The following is a 13619-nucleotide window of genomic DNA, read 5'->3' as shown; positions in this document are numbered from 1 at the left end:
TTATGGGTTAGTGAGGCTATAAGGCGCTTTTTATTCTTTCGTCAGTAGCGGGTAATCACTAGTATCGCTTTCAAGTAGAACTTGAAGGTAATCAGCCGTGGAAACCTTTGCCAACCTGTTGTCATTCGTACGCAGCGCTGAAAGCGGAAGCTTTTCAGCGGCGGCGCGGCGCCTGGGGCTGACGCCAGCGGCGATCAGCCGTAACGTCGCGCAGCTGGAGGCCAACCTTGGCGTGCGCCTATTCCAACGCAGCACCCGGCGCATCACGCTTACCGAAGCCGGCGAGCGTTTTTTACTGACCGTGGGCGGCGGCCTGGAGAGCGTTCAAGCGGCCATTGCCGACGTCACGCAAAATGCCGGCGAGCCAGCAGGCGTGCTGCGCCTGTCGGCGGCGCCAGGATTTGGGCGGGACATTTTGCTGCCGTTGATGCCGGCGTTTCTGCAGCGCTATCCGGGCATCGTTCCGGAGTGGTACCTGGAAAATCGCCAGGTCGATCTGGTAGCCGAAGGGTTCGATGCGGCGATTGGTGGCGGCCTGGAATTGGCGCCCGGGCTGGTGGCGCGTGAACTGGCGCCGGCTCATTTGATTCTGGTGGCGGCGCCCGACCATCTGGCAGCACGCGGGCGTATCAAGCGCCTGGAAGACCTGAGCAAACTGGACCACTTGGCCATGCGCTCGGTGCAAACGGGCAAGGTGAGAAACTGGCTGCTGCAAGGCCCGAAAGGCCAACAGGTTCCGCTTGAATTGACGCCGCGCCTGTTGGTCAACGACCCGCAGGCGCTGTGCCAAAGCGCCCTGCTGGGTCTGGGCGTGGCGCTGTTGGCGGTGTCGGATGTGCTGCCGTATCTGCAAGACGGCCGGCTGCAGCGCTTGCTGCCGGACTGGTATGTGGATGCCGGGCAGATCTCGCTGTACTTCTCCAGCCAGAAATTGCTGCCCGCAAAAACCCGGGCGTTTGTCGACTTTCTGGTCGAGCACGCCCGGGTTCAGCAGTGGGCCACACGTTTTCGCGCGCGGCCTTGAGCACCCGCGCACGGCGCGCTCAGTCTTTGGCTTGCGACAACGGCCGCGCCACCGTTTCCAGCGACTGGCGCTCCGCCGCCACGCCCCAGATCGCCTGCACCACCGCCGCCATCACCATCAGCCCAGCGCCAATCAGGTAGCCGATAAACAGGTTGCCGCGTTCGCCACTTTCAATCAGTTGGCCAAACAGCGTTGGCCCGATGATGCCGCCAAGGCCGGTGCCGAAGGCGTAAAACACGGCGATGGCCAGGGCGCGAATTTCCAGGGGGAAGGTTTCCGCTACGGTCAGGTACGCCGAGCTGGCGGCGGCCGAGGCGAAGAAGAAAATCACCATCCAGGCGATTGCCTGCTGGGTGACATCGAACCAGCCTTGCTGGAAGCAATACCCGCTGATGACCAGCAACACGCCAGAAATCGCATAGGTGGCGCTGATCATCACGCGGCGCCCGACGACGTCGAACAACCGGCCGAGCAACAGCGGGCCGCAGAAGTTACCCAACGCCAGCGGCAGCACATACCAGCCCACATGCTCGGACGGCACGTCGTAGAAGTCGGTGAGCACCAGGGCGTAGGTGAAGAAAATCGCGTTGTAGAAAAACCCCTGCGCGGTCAGCAGCGTCAAGCCGACCAGGGAGCGCTGGCGGAAGGTGTGAAACAAGGTGTGGAAGATTTCGCTCAACGGCGTGTGGTCGCGGGCGTGCAAGCGCAGCGGCGCACTGGTGACTGCCGGCAACTCATGGCCGTGCTCGATCATGCGTTGCTCGATGCCTTCAACAATGCGCCGCGCCTCGTCGGGCTGGCCATGAATCAACAGCCAGCGCGGGCTTTCCGGCAGCCACAAACGCATCACCAGAATCACCAGGCCGAGCAGCGCGCCAATGCCGAAGCACAGGCGCCAGCCCATATCGCCGCCCACCACTTGCGGGTCGAGCAACACAATCGCCCCGCCCGCGCCCAATGCCGCGCCCAACCAGAAGGTGCCATTGATCGTCAGGTCGACCCAACCGCGATAGCGCGCCGGGGTGAATTCCTGAATGGTCGAATTGATCGCCGTGTATTCACCGCCAATGCCCATGCCGGTGAGGAAGCGAAACAGCAGGAAGGTTTCCAGGTTGAAGGAAAACGCCGTCGCCGCCGTGGCGCCGACGTACAACCACAAGGTGATAAAGAACAACTTGCGCCGCCCGAGGCGGTCGGTGAGCCAGCCGAACAGCAACGCACCCAGCACCGCGCCGGCGATATAGACGCCACCGGCCAGGCCGATATCGGCGTTGTCCATGTGCAGTTGCGGGCTGTCTTTCAGCGCGCCGGATACCGAGCCGGCCAGGGTCACTTCCAAGCCATCCAGTAACCAGGTGATGCCCAACGCGAACACTAACAACGTGTGGAAGCGCCCCCAGGGCAACCGGTCGAGCCGGGAAGGAAGGTCCGTTTCAAATACTTCGCCAGGCTGGTAGGCACGTTCCACTGAATTCATCGCCGCATCCTTCAGGTCTTATTGTTAGGTTGGGGTCCTAAGGTTTAAGAGCCAGCGCAGCGAGCGGGAGTTCAGAGGTTCTTTGTGGGCCTGGCGTCGCACTGAAACGGGTCTGTGGTCCTCTTATAAAATATCGTCCACCACCCCACCATCCACCCGCAGCGCCGCGCCGCAGGTGGCCGAGGCCTGCAGCGAGCACAGGTAAACGACCATGTTGGCCACCTCCTCTACCGTCGCGGCCCGTTGGATCAACGACGTTGGCCGGTGCGCCATCACAAATTCGGCGGCAACGGCTTCGAGGGTTTTGCCGGACTTGGCGCGCTGCTCTTCGAGCATGGTGGCCAGGCCGTCCGATAAGGTCGGGCCCGGCAGCACGCTGTTCACGGTGACGCCGCTGCCGGCCACCCGTTTGGCCAACCCGCGCGAGACGGCGAGCTGGGCGGTTTTGGTGACGCCGTAATGCACCATGTCGGCCGGAATGTTGCGGCCCGATTCGGACGAGATAAACACCACCCTGCCCCACTTGCGTTCGACCATCGCCGGCACCAGCGCGCGGCTTAGGCGCACGCCGGACATGACGTTGGTCTGCCAGTAATTCTCCCAGCAGTCGTCATCGGTTTCGAAGAAATCCACCAGCCCATAAATACCGGCGTTGTTGACCAGAATGTCGACGGCGGGCAGCGCGGCGAGCAAGGCGTCGGCGCCGCTGGCATCGCCCAGGTCGGCCGCCACGCCGGTGAGCGTCCCGTGCGGTGATGTTTCGCGCAGGCGCGCCAAGGCTTTGTGCACCGAGCCGTCGCTGCGGCCGTTAACGATCACGTTGGCGCCGCTCGCTGCCAGGCCTTCGGCGATGGCGAAACCGATGCCGCCAGTGGAGGCGGTAACCAGGGCTGTCTTGCCGCTCAAGTCGATGTGCATAGGTGTTCTCCGCAAATGCCAGGCGCCGGCCCGGCGGGTGATTAAGTCGCTCACCAGCGTAGTCGCGCATGGGCCGTTCTGCCGGGGCAGCGATGCCTGGCTCGCGCACGTTGGCACCGCGCATATAGCTTGTGCGTTTTTACCGTTTGCGTAATCCAAACGGGTAACGCGCAACGGAGAAAACAGGAGGAGTTATGTCGCGTCTTCCGGTAATTGGCGTTACGGCCTGCTCGTATCAGATCGGCCCGCACGCGGTGCAAATCAACGACGACAAAAATTCACAAGCCATTGCCACCACGGCAAAAGGGATGCCGCTGATACTGCCGCAGTTCCCGGATTTGCTGGCGCTGACCGATATCATCGACAGCCTCGACGGGCTGTTTTTCACGGGCGCACCATCCAATATCGAACCCCGCCGTTACGGCGGCCCACCCAGCGCGCCGGGCACCGAGCACGACCCCGCACGCGACGAACAAGCGCTGGCGTTATGGCGCGCGGCGGTGGATGCCGGCCTGCCCGTGCTCGGTGCATGCCGGGGCTTGCAAGAGCTGAACGTGGCCTTTGGCGGCACGTTGCGCCAGTCTCTGGAAAGCTCGCCGCTGCAGCACGAACCGCCTGATGACGAACCCATCGAAGCGCAATACGCGCGTATTCATACCGTCACCGTGCAGCCGGGTGGCGTGCTGGAACGGTTAGGGCTCAAGGGCGTGTTGAAGGTCAATTCGGTGCACGGCCAGGGCATCGCCGAGGTCGGCAGCGGCCTGCGTATCGAGGCGGTGGCCGAAGACGGCTTGGTGGAAGCGCTGTCGGTGGAAGGCAGCCGCGCGTTTGCACTCGGCGTGCAATGGCATCCGGAGTGGCAGGTGACTGATAACCCCGACTACGCGGTGATTTTCGAAGCGTTTGGGCGGGCGTGCCGGGAGAGGGCGAGCAAGCGTTAAGTGTGGAGAATGTGCTGTGCAGGGATCGAGGCTGAAGCCTCTCCTACAGGTTCGGCGTTGCACGGCTTTCTGGGTATCGGGGTACACATCACTGCCGATTTATTCGGCACGCTTGCACTTTCTGTGCTTGGTTACACTAGGGTCACGCCGCGCTTATGGGAGCGCGCGAGCAGAGAGACAGGCGATGTCAGAACCGACGCAGAAGCTTCGATTGAGCGCCTTGGTGGCGCTGGTGGTGGGCTCGATGATTGGCGGCGGGATCTTTTCGCTGCCGCAGAATATGGCCGAGCGCGCCGACGCGGGGGCGGTGATGATCGGCTGGTCGATCACGGCGGTGGGCATGTTGGCCTTGGCGCTGGTGTTTCAAACCCTGGCCAACCGCAAGCCGGAGCTGAATTCCGGCGTATACGCCTACGCCAAGGCGGGCTTTGGCGACTACATGGGCTTTTCCTCGGCGTGGGGCTATTGGATCAGCGCCTGGCTGGGCAATGTCGGCTACTTCGTGTTGCTGTTCAGCACCCTCGGTTATTTCTTTCCGGTATTCGGCCAAGGCAATACGCCAGTGGCCATCGGCTGCGCGTCCGTGCTGCTGTGGTCGGTGCATTTCCTGGTGCTGCGGGGCATCAAAGAGGCAGCGTTCATCAACCAACTGACCACCGTGGCCAAGGTGGTGCCGCTGGTGACTTTTATCGGCATCACCCTGGTGGCCTTCGACGCGGACATTTTTACCCGCGATATCTGGGGCCGCAGCAGCCCCAACTTCACCAGCGTGATGGACCAGGTCCGCAACATGATGATGGTGACGGTGTTCGTCTTTATCGGCATCGAAGGCGCCAGCGTGTATTCGGCCCGCGCGGAGAAACGCTCGGACATCGGCCGCGCCACGGTGCTGGGTTTTCTCGGGGTGCTGGCGTTGTTGGTGCTGGTTAACCTGTTGTCGCTGGGCATCATGACCCGGCCCGAACTGGCTGCGCTGCAGAACCCGTCGTTGGCCGTTGTGCTGGAACACGTTGTCGGGCCATGGGGCGCGTTATTCATCAGCGTCGGTCTGGCCATTTCGCTGCTGGGTGCGTTGCTGTCGTGGGCCCTGCTGTGCGCTGAAATTCTGTTCTCCACCGCCAAAGACAACACCATGCCGGCCTTCCTGAAAAAGGAAAACGCCAACCACGTGCCGGTCAATGCGTTGTGGCTGACTAACGCGATGATCCAGCTGTTTTTGCTGATAACCCTGGTGTCGGCGGGCACTTACACCAACCTGATCTACCTCGCCTCGTCGATGATTATGGTGCCGTACCTGTGGTCGGCGGCCTACGCGCTGCTGCTTAGCCAGCGCGGCGAAACCTACGAGCAAGACGCCGGCGCGCGCCGTAAAGACCTGATCGTCAGCACCATCGCCTTGGTCTATGCCGTGTGGTTGTTGTACGCCGGCGGGGTGAAATACTTGCTGCTGTCGGCGCTGCTGTACGCCCCCGGCGTGTTGCTGTTTGCCAAAGCCAAACGTGAGCAAGGCGAACCTGTGTTTACCACCATCGAGAAGCTTATTTTTGCCGCCGTTATCGGCGCCGCGGCGGTCGCTGCCTATGGGCTGTATAGCGGCGGGCTGTCGCTGTGAAACGGTTGGCGCACCACGCGACCGCCCATTAACCGAGACAGGTGACCGCCGCCTCGCCCCGTCAGATTTGTGAAAGCCCGCCGTCGACCATCAGCTCCACGCCATTCACGTAGCCGGCATCGGCGCTGGCAAGAAACAAGGCAGCGGAGGCGATTTCATGGGGCTGCGCCATGTAGCCCAAGGGCACGACGTGCGCGACGTGCTCGCTTAGCGCCTGGATCTGGCGCTCGTCCATCTTCAAACCGTTGTCCATCAATGGCGTTCGCGTGAAGCCAGGGCTGAGCACGTTGGCGCGGATCTTTCGGTCCTTTAATTCATTGGCCCAGGTTCGGGCAAACGAGCGCACCGCCGCTTTCGAGGCGTTGTACAGGCTGAGGCCTTCCATGCCGTTGCTGGAACAGATGGACGCGGTGAGCACGATAGCGGCGCCGTCTTTGAGCAAGGGCAGCAAGGTTTGCACGGTGAAGAAAACGCCCTTCACATTGATGTCGAACAGGCTGTAGTAACTGGCTTCGCTGGTACTGCCCAACGGGTTTTTCTCGCAGATGCCCGCGTTGGCGAACACCACGTCGAGGCGGCCGTCCTGCGTTTCAACCAAGGCTTTGAGGGCATCGAGGTCGGCCTGTTGGGTGACATCTGAAACCACCGCGACGGCCTTTTCGCCCAGAGCGCGCGCGGCCGTTTCGAGGGTCGCCGCCGAGCGGCCGGTGAGATAAACACGCCCGGCGCCTTCGGCGATAAGCGCAGCGGCGATGGCAAAGCCGATACCCGTTGAGCCGCCCGTTACCACGGCGACCTGACCGGAAAATTTACCCGACATAACAGAGCTCCTTTTGACGCGTTGATGGTTTTACGAAGGTTGAATGGGCTGCGAACGGGGTCTGCCGGCATATACCGAAAGGCAGGCGGCAATGCTCAGGCACACGGCGATGCCCAGCAGCGCGGCAACGAAGCCGTCGGCCAATGACGCGGCGCTGTTAGCCGGCGCGGCCACCGCGTAAAACAGCCCGCCCAACACCGCGACACCCAATGCCGCGCTGATCTGCAATGCCGAATTGACCAAGCCCGCCGCCATGCCGGCGCCACCGGCCGGCGCGCGGTCGATGACCGTTCGAATCAATGTGGGCAGCGCCCAGCCCTGGCCAAAACCCAGCAGCCCGACAGCCAGCACGACCGCCGCGTGGGCCGGGCTTTTGCCGGGCGGCGCCGCGGCCACCGCCGCGCTCAAGAGCAAACAGCCGAGCACTTCCAAGGCCATGCCCAAGGCCGGCACATAACGGCCGAATCGGCGGATGGCCGCCGGTGTGGTCAACGGGCCGATCACGTAACCAATGCCGAACGGCACAAACATCAGGCCGGTGGCCAGCGGCGTAGCGCCGAGGGCGTCTTGCAGGTACACCGAAAACGTCAGGAAAAAGGCCGACACCACATAGAACAGCAGCACCCCGGTCAGGCCCGCCAGCAACCCCGGCGACTGACTCAGCTGTGGGCTTACCAGTGGCGTGCCGCCGCGCCGCTCCAAGGCAATTTCATAGCGCCAGAAGGCCATCGCCAACACCGGCGCGCTGAGCAACATCACGCACAGCCACCACGGCCAGCCCCACTCTCGCCCCTCCACCAACGGCACCACCAACAGCCCCAACGTGAGGGCGCACAGCAGCACGCCCAGGCGGTCCAATGGCAGCGGCGTCGGGCTGCGGGTATCAGGCAAAAACGGAATGCCGGCGATGAACACCGCCGCCACGATGGGCAGATTGATCAGAAAAATGATCCGCCAGTGCAGACCAAACAGATTCGCGGCAATCAGCACCCCGCCGAGCGCCTGGGCGAGCACAGCGGCCAAGCCCAGCGCCGCGCCGTATACCGCCAAGGCTCGGGCACGTTCCTGTTCGGGAAACAGCGCATGGATGGAGGCCAGGCCTTGCGGCGCCATGGCGGCAGCGCTGAGCCCTTGCAGGGCCCGGCCCGCTATCAGCAGTGTTGGCGTGGTGGCCAGGCCGCAGATCAGCGAGGCCATGCCGAAGCCTGCCATGCCCGCCAGAAACACCCGGCGTCGGCCAAACAGGTCGCCCAGCCGCCCGCCGGTAATCAGGAAAACCGCATAGGTAGCGGCGTATGCCGAGATCACCAACTGCACCTGCGCCGGGCTGGCGCCGAGCCCGCTGCGAATCGAGGGCAACGCCACATTGACGATGAAAAAATCCAACGGCGGCAAGAACGCGCCGGCCAATAGCACCGCAAAAGCCAGCCACCGATGGGGTGCTGCTGCGCGGGTTGTTGGGGTTGCAAAGGACATGGCAGGCTCCACAAAAAGGCTCAAGGGCTGGCTCGCCGCCCACTGCTATCTGGCGAACCCGGCGTACAGCTACGTACACTGCACCGGCGCTTTGGAAGGCACGAACTGCGGCAGTGCCGGCTGGAACTGGAGCGCATTGTCAGCCGCAGCACAGGGCTGGCGGCACTGCCAACGCTGCACATTGCGTGTGCATTTTTGTAAGGGGTACAGCGTGGAATGGGATGACGTGCGGTTTTTTCTTGCCATTGCCAGGGCGGGCTCGCTGGGCGCGGCGGCCAAGCAATTGGGGGTCAGTCACCCGACCGTGGGCAGACGGCTGCAAGCCCTGGAGCAGGCCAGCGGGCAGCCATTTTTCCGACGCACACCCGAAGGCCTGGTGCCGACGGACATGGGTGACCGGATTCTGTGCCTGGCCGAAGAAATGGAACGCAGCGCACTGGCCATTGCCCGCCGAGTGGACGGCAGCGCTGAACACCCCGAAGGCCTATTGCGCATCTCATCGGCCGACTGGTTTGCCGGTTATGTGCTGGCGCCGGTGTTGGTGGAGTTGGTAAGGCGGTATCCGGCTGTGGTCCCGGAAGTGCTTGCCGGGCATAGGCTGTCCGACCTGACTCGCCGCGAAGCCGATATCGCCTTTCGCATCGTGCCGTTCGACCAGCCGGACATCGTGCAGCGTCGGCTGATGACCATGCCGTATGGCCTGTACACCAGCGCTTCGGCAACGGCGATGCCGCCGGCAGATGGCAGCGGCTGCAAGCTGATTCTGATGAACACAGCCCAGGCGCATTACCCGGACGTGCAATGGCTACAGCGCCTGTTCCCCGCTGCGAAAACCGTCTTCACCAGCAGCAGCCGCACGGTGCAGGCGCAAATGTGCGCCCTCGGCGTGGGCCTGGCCGTGCTGCCGCGTTCGCTAGGCGACCAGCTGCCCACGTTGCGGCGCATCGAACTGAGCGAGACGCCGCCGTCGCGGGAAATCTGGATGGGCTATCACCACGATATGCGGCAAATGGATCGCTTGCGTGCACTGGCCGATTTGGCCAGCGACATGCTGGGCAGCCATTCGCCTGAGAACCTCTGACACTGGCTGGGCAGCGAGGTCAGCCGCGCGCGGTTGATCCGCGTCGGCTGACCCGCAACCCGCAGCAGACTTAGATATCCCAAGCCAGCGACAGGTTGATGCCCTGCTGATCGCTGTCGTCGGCGCCACGGTAGCTGTAAGCACCGCGCAGCGACAAACCGGGCGCGAGCGAATGGCTGACGCCGACGCTGGCACGCCAGGTTTTATCATCCGGCGTGTAGCCTTCCAAGGTGTAGCCGAGGGTCGGCAGGCTGCGCAGGGCCATGTCTACTTCGGTGGCATCGTCCTCGTACTCGCGCTCCATAGCCACCTCACCGAACAGCCGGGTTTGCGCGTTCAGGTTAAACAAACCCTGCACGCCGGCGCCCAGGCGTTTGGAGTCGCGCTTCTGGTCGCCGATGTTGAGCGCAGTGGAGCTCACGCTGTTCTCGGCGTAACCGTCCACCTCGACCCGCGCGTAGTCGGCGCTGACGAAGGGGCTCAGGTGCCACTGGCTGTCTGCGCTTGGCGCAATGTCGTAGCCCACTCGGCCGCTAAGGCCCCATAGCTCGCCATCGGTATCGCCCTTCTCGCTGCGCGTGGCCGGCCCAAGATTGAACTGGCGCTTGATGTCGTTGAAGTCCAGATAGCCGACGCTGGCAGCCAACTCGCCCCACCAACGATTTTGCTGATACTGGGCAAAGCCGGTGGCCAGGTAGCTGCGCAGGTCGTAGTCGGAATCGGCGTCGCCGGCCTCCATGTCTTGCTGATAAAAGCCGCCTGCCAGGCCAACGCGCCAGGCGTCGTTAAGTCGGTAGCTGCCACCGACGTTCAGGTTGTAGCCATCGCCGTCGGCATCGCTTTCATAGACGTCATAGCTCTGCCGTTGCCCGCCTGCCGTGGCAAAGGAGCGCCACTGGCCGACCGCTTGCCACGCCTGCCAATCGGCCTGCCACTGCGCGCGCAATTGGTCTTGGTGCGAACGCAAGGTGTCGTGGGCCATCTCCGGCAACAGGCTGAGTTCCCACGGGGCTGCCAGCAGCGAATAGGCGTAGTCGGCGATCAACCGTTGCCCGGTGACGGTCGGGTGAACGCCGTCGTTGTAGAGCAGCTTGGTGGGATCTGGGTTGGTTCCGTTAATGCCGTAGATGGGGTTTTGCACCGCGCAGCTGTCGAAGCAGGTGCCGGTCAGGTTCTGCCCCACCGCCAGGCCGTAGCGCCCCGGATCGGCCAGCGTTTCGGCAAGGTTCAACGGCACGTTCAGCGGAATGATTTCGGCATTGATGCCGGCCAGTTGGCTCACCAGTTCCGTGTTGAACGTGCCGCCGAGCAGGGAAATGGTGCCTGCCAACGGCGTACCCGAAATGGCCGGGGTTCTGCCCACGTCCGGCAGCAGCCAAACCATGATGTAGCGAGCGCCCGCCTGCTGCAGCGCCTCAACGCTATCAACCAGACGGCCCGCCGAGGCACGGGCAGTCGCCGCGCTGACGACTTGCCCCTGGAGGAAGTCGTTGCCGCCGCCAGTGATGTAGTACAGGGCATTGCGATCGGCGCGAAAGCCCGTGTCCATCAAGTAGCCCGGACGGTTTCTGAGCACTACCCCAGCGCCGGGGCCGCCCGGCGGAATGACGGTTTCGGAGACCGAGGTGATGGAGTTGTAAATCTGGCTGGTGGTATAGCCGCCGACTGCCCAGTTATCGCCGTCGACCCAGCCATTGGCCTGATACACCGGCGAGGTTGACGGGCCGAGGCCACCGATACCAAGACGCCCGCCCAGGAGCATGGGCGCAGACGCGCCAATCTCTTCGCCACTTCCCGCCAGGTAGGTCGGACCTGTGCGGTTGGTAAAGCGCAACGTGGCATTGGCCGGACCGCCGGGATCGGCAAATTGGCCGGCATCGCTGAGGCTGTCGCCGAACACGATGAGGGAAGAATAAGGGGAGGCTTGGGCGGGGGAAAACGAGACGGCGCCAGCCAGCAGACACGCTGCGGCGAGCGGGTTTAAAACACGCTTCATTGAAGGTCCTTTTTCTTGTTATTGGATGGATCCATGCCGACTGTAGCTCGACTTTTTTCACTGACAAGGGACTGCCCGCGACGCTTATGGCGCCCCATTCATGCCATTGTTGGCGCCCCACTTGCCTGACGCGGCCACGGCGTACGGCGTGTTTTTTTCACCCTTGACTTAGAGCGCGCTCTAACCAATAGCCTCCGTGTTGCACCGCCAAAAGCGGCCTTCGCCGTTGCGCGGTTTAACCACTGGAGCACTGTCATGGCATCAACCACACTCAACGTCGCCACCGGCCTTATGCTGTCTGCACTGGGCCTGTCGGCGCAGGCCAGCGAACCGGACGCTCGGCGCGAGAAAGGCATCCAAACCCTGGAAAAAATCACCGGCGCTGCCGGCAACACGGTGGTGAATTCGCTGAGCGATATCTCGCCCGAACTCGGCGCCTGGATTGTCGATTTCGCCTATGGTGATGTGTTCTCGCGGCCGGGCCTTGCGCTGTGCACGCGCGAGCTGACGACCATTTCAGCCCTTACCGCCATGGGCACCGCGCAACCGCAACTGAAGGTGCATATAGAGGGCGCATTGAATGTCGGCTGCACGCCACAAGAGATCGTTGAAGTCATTATTCAGATGGCGGTTTACGCAGGCTTCCCCAGCGCATTGAATGGCATCAGCGCCGCCCGTGAAGTGTTTGCCAAACGCGGTATTACCATCGCGACGGCAAGCCCCGAATAAGCGGCGCCGCCGCATTGCCAAACCGAAGACGAGGATCGCGCTTATGGATGCACACCACACCATCGAGCAAGTCGCCAAGCGCACGGGCCTGACCGCCTACACCCTGCGCTACTACGAAAAAATTGGTCTGCTGGCACCCGTTGCCCGCGCGGCGGGCGGGCAGCGGCTGTATGCGCCGAGCGACATGGCGTGGCTGCAATTCCTGCTGCGCCTGCGCACCACGCATATGCCCATCGGCAAGATGCAAACCTTTGCCGCCCTGCGCAGCGCCGGCGACGACACCGTGCCCGAACGCCGTGAAATGCTGGAAAACCATTTGATCGAGGTACAGGCGCAAATGGCGGCCATGCAACAGGCGATGACCGCGCTGCAAGAGAAAATTGCCCACTACCGAGCGCTTGAAGCGTGGGAAAACCTTAGCGCCGACTAAGCGCCAGGCGCACGGCAAACAGCACGAAAACCACGCCGGTCACGCGGTCCATCCAGGCCACCACCTGCTCCCGACGCAGCCACACCGCCAACGACTGCGTCGCCGTAATCAACGCCGTCGACCACAGCAAACCCAGCACCACATGGATGCTGACCAGGCCGAAGGTCCACGCGATCATCGGCTGGCCTTGCGGAATGAACTGCGGCAGGAACGACACATAAAACACCCCGACCTTGGGGTTCAACACGTTGCCCATCATGCCCTTGAGCAACCAATTGGTTCGGGCATCGGTGCTTGTATCCGCTGTCGCAAACGAGCGCCGTGGACGCAACAGCATCGTCAACCCTAGCCACGCCAGATAGGCCGCGCCGCAATACTTCAACACGTTGAAGGCCAGCTCCGACAAGGCAATCAACGCCCCCAACCCAAACGCCACCGCCGCGCCCCACAGCAAGCAACCGAGATTAATCCCCAGCGCCACCCGGAAGCCCTGCCGCTTCCCTTCAACGGTGGCGGTGCGAAGAACAAGCGCAGTGTCCAGGCCCGGCGTGATGGTCAACAGCGTGGCGGCAAAGGTGAAGGCCAGAAGGTTGTCGGCGATGGTCATGGGCGGCGGTCGTCGGTGGGGGTTGAGGGTGGAGCGAGGTTAGCAGAATGGGTAAGCCGATAGCTGACGAGCCATCGTCATCCCCATGCACGCGGGGATCCAGAATCTCTGTGGGAGCGGCGTGTGGACTTGAGCGGCGCGCTGGACTCACGACTCTGGATTCCCGCCTTCGCGGGAATGACGAGGAGTTCCCAGACTGCACCGTCATCCCCGCGCACGCGGGGATCCAGAGTCTCGAAGACGATGCCGCGATGCCTGCACAGCACGGAATCAAAAACATCGCGGCTAAAGCCGCTCCCACAGGACGGCGTGTGGATTTGAGCGACACGCTGGAGTCGCGATTCTGGATTCCCGCCTTCGCGGGAATGACGAGAAATTCCCACACCCCACCGTCATCCTCGCGCACGCGGGGATCCAGAATCTCGAAGACAATGCCGCGATGCCTGCACAGCACGGAATCAAAAACATCGCGGCTAAAGCCGCTCCCACAGGACGGCGTGTGGATTTG

Annotated in this window: 12 protein-coding genes; 6 read left to right on the top strand and 6 right to left on the bottom strand. The window is 62.9% G+C overall.

The genetic code is table 11. From position 1 onward, the window contains the following. Positions 1–97 precede the first annotated feature (97 nt). Positions 98–1024, top strand: coding sequence for a LysR family transcriptional regulator (locus tag AC0IW7_RS12170; RefSeq protein WP_471818228.1), 927 nt, complete (start codon positions 98–100; stop codon positions 1022–1024). A 19-nt stretch (positions 1025–1043) separates the two neighbouring features. Here AC0IW7_RS12170 and AC0IW7_RS12165 read toward each other — a convergent pair whose 3' ends face one another. Beyond that, positions 1044–2501, bottom strand: a complete 1458-nt coding sequence (locus tag AC0IW7_RS12165) for an MFS transporter (protein ID WP_471818226.1) — start codon at positions 2499–2501, stop codon at positions 1044–1046. 123 nt (positions 2502–2624) lie between these two features. Continuing rightward, the gene (locus AC0IW7_RS12160) at positions 2625–3419 is read right to left on the bottom strand and encodes an SDR family NAD(P)-dependent oxidoreductase (protein ID WP_471818224.1); all 795 of its coding nucleotides are present in this window, start codon (positions 3417–3419) and stop codon (positions 2625–2627) included. Between the two features lie 194 nt (positions 3420–3613). On the opposite strand from AC0IW7_RS12160, the gene AC0IW7_RS12155 reads away from it, so the two are divergent. Next, on the top strand, positions 3614–4360 hold the full coding sequence (locus tag AC0IW7_RS12155; protein WP_471818222.1) for a gamma-glutamyl-gamma-aminobutyrate hydrolase family protein: 747 nt from the start codon (positions 3614–3616) through the stop codon (positions 4358–4360). A 184-nt stretch (positions 4361–4544) separates the two neighbouring features. Next, positions 4545–5972 carry an arginine-ornithine antiporter gene (arcD, locus tag AC0IW7_RS12150; RefSeq protein WP_471818220.1) on the top strand — a complete coding sequence of 476 codons (1428 nt, stop codon included), beginning with the start codon at positions 4545–4547 and terminating at the stop codon, positions 5970–5972. A gap of 61 nt (positions 5973–6033) precedes the next feature. Here arcD and AC0IW7_RS12145 read toward each other — a convergent pair whose 3' ends face one another. Beyond that, a complete protein-coding gene (locus tag AC0IW7_RS12145) occupies positions 6034–6792 on the bottom strand; it encodes an SDR family NAD(P)-dependent oxidoreductase (RefSeq protein ID WP_471818219.1) in 759 nt (252 codons plus the stop codon). Between the two features lie 30 nt (positions 6793–6822). Continuing rightward, positions 6823–8268: an MFS transporter gene (locus tag AC0IW7_RS12140; protein WP_471818217.1), complete on the bottom strand. Its 1446-nt coding sequence runs from the start codon at positions 8266–8268 to the stop codon at positions 6823–6825. A gap of 211 nt (positions 8269–8479) precedes the next feature. Here AC0IW7_RS12140 and AC0IW7_RS12135 point away from each other — a divergent pair, with 211 nt between their 5' ends. After that, complete coding sequence (locus tag AC0IW7_RS12135; RefSeq protein ID WP_471818215.1) at positions 8480–9349, top strand: LysR family transcriptional regulator; 870 nt, start codon at positions 8480–8482, stop codon at positions 9347–9349. Between the two features lie 70 nt (positions 9350–9419). Here AC0IW7_RS12135 and estP read toward each other — a convergent pair whose 3' ends face one another. Further along, positions 9420–11345 carry an esterase EstP gene (gene estP / locus AC0IW7_RS12130; RefSeq protein WP_471818213.1) on the bottom strand — a complete coding sequence of 642 codons (1926 nt, stop codon included), beginning with the start codon at positions 11343–11345 and terminating at the stop codon, positions 9420–9422. A 291-nt stretch (positions 11346–11636) separates the two neighbouring features. Between estP and AC0IW7_RS12125 the strand changes: the two genes are divergently transcribed. Together AC0IW7_RS12125 and AC0IW7_RS12120 are read left to right on the top strand one after the other, a co-directional pair. Further along, entirely contained in the window at positions 11637–12074 is a 438-nt protein-coding gene (locus AC0IW7_RS12125; RefSeq protein ID WP_471818352.1) for a carboxymuconolactone decarboxylase family protein, read from the top strand. Between the two features lie 43 nt (positions 12075–12117). Beyond that, a complete protein-coding gene (locus AC0IW7_RS12120) occupies positions 12118–12504 on the top strand; it encodes a MerR family transcriptional regulator (protein ID WP_471818211.1) in 387 nt (128 codons plus the stop codon). On the opposite strand, the gene AC0IW7_RS12115 is transcribed toward AC0IW7_RS12120, so the two are convergent. Then, complete coding sequence (locus AC0IW7_RS12115; RefSeq protein WP_471818209.1) at positions 12491–13111, bottom strand: LysE family translocator; 621 nt, start codon at positions 13109–13111, stop codon at positions 12491–12493. The two genes, AC0IW7_RS12120 and AC0IW7_RS12115, sit on opposite strands and share 14 nt — an antisense overlap. Positions 13112–13619 lie beyond the last annotated feature (508 nt).

The sequence above is a fragment of the Pseudomonas sp. AC229 genome (assembly GCF_979254655.1).
This window is presented reverse-complemented; position numbering and strand designations above follow the sequence as displayed.

What these genes read in the sequence shown, in the direction of transcription:
- AC0IW7_RS12165 (WP_471818226.1), bottom strand. Translation starts at nt 2,501, where the DNA reads ATGAATTCAGTGGAACGTGCCTACCAGCCTGGCGAAGTATTTGAAACG.
- AC0IW7_RS12140 (WP_471818217.1), bottom strand. Translation starts at nt 8,268, where the DNA reads ATGTCCTTTGCAACCCCAACAACCCGCGCAGCAGCACCCCATCGGTGG.
- arcD (WP_471818220.1), top strand. Translation starts at nt 4,545, where the DNA reads ATGTCAGAACCGACGCAGAAGCTTCGATTGAGCGCCTTGGTGGCGCTG.
- AC0IW7_RS12125 (WP_471818352.1), top strand. Translation starts at nt 11,637, where the DNA reads ATGCTGTCTGCACTGGGCCTGTCGGCGCAGGCCAGCGAACCGGACGCT.
- AC0IW7_RS12145 (WP_471818219.1), bottom strand. Translation starts at nt 6,792, where the DNA reads ATGTCGGGTAAATTTTCCGGTCAGGTCGCCGTGGTAACGGGCGGCTCA.
- AC0IW7_RS12115 (WP_471818209.1), bottom strand. Translation starts at nt 13,111, where the DNA reads ATGACCATCGCCGACAACCTTCTGGCCTTCACCTTTGCCGCCACGCTG.
- AC0IW7_RS12120 (WP_471818211.1), top strand. Translation starts at nt 12,118, where the DNA reads ATGGATGCACACCACACCATCGAGCAAGTCGCCAAGCGCACGGGCCTG.
- AC0IW7_RS12155 (WP_471818222.1), top strand. Translation starts at nt 3,614, where the DNA reads ATGTCGCGTCTTCCGGTAATTGGCGTTACGGCCTGCTCGTATCAGATC.
- AC0IW7_RS12160 (WP_471818224.1), bottom strand. Translation starts at nt 3,419, where the DNA reads ATGCACATCGACTTGAGCGGCAAGACAGCCCTGGTTACCGCCTCCACT.
- estP (WP_471818213.1), bottom strand. Translation starts at nt 11,345, where the DNA reads ATGAAGCGTGTTTTAAACCCGCTCGCCGCAGCGTGTCTGCTGGCTGGC.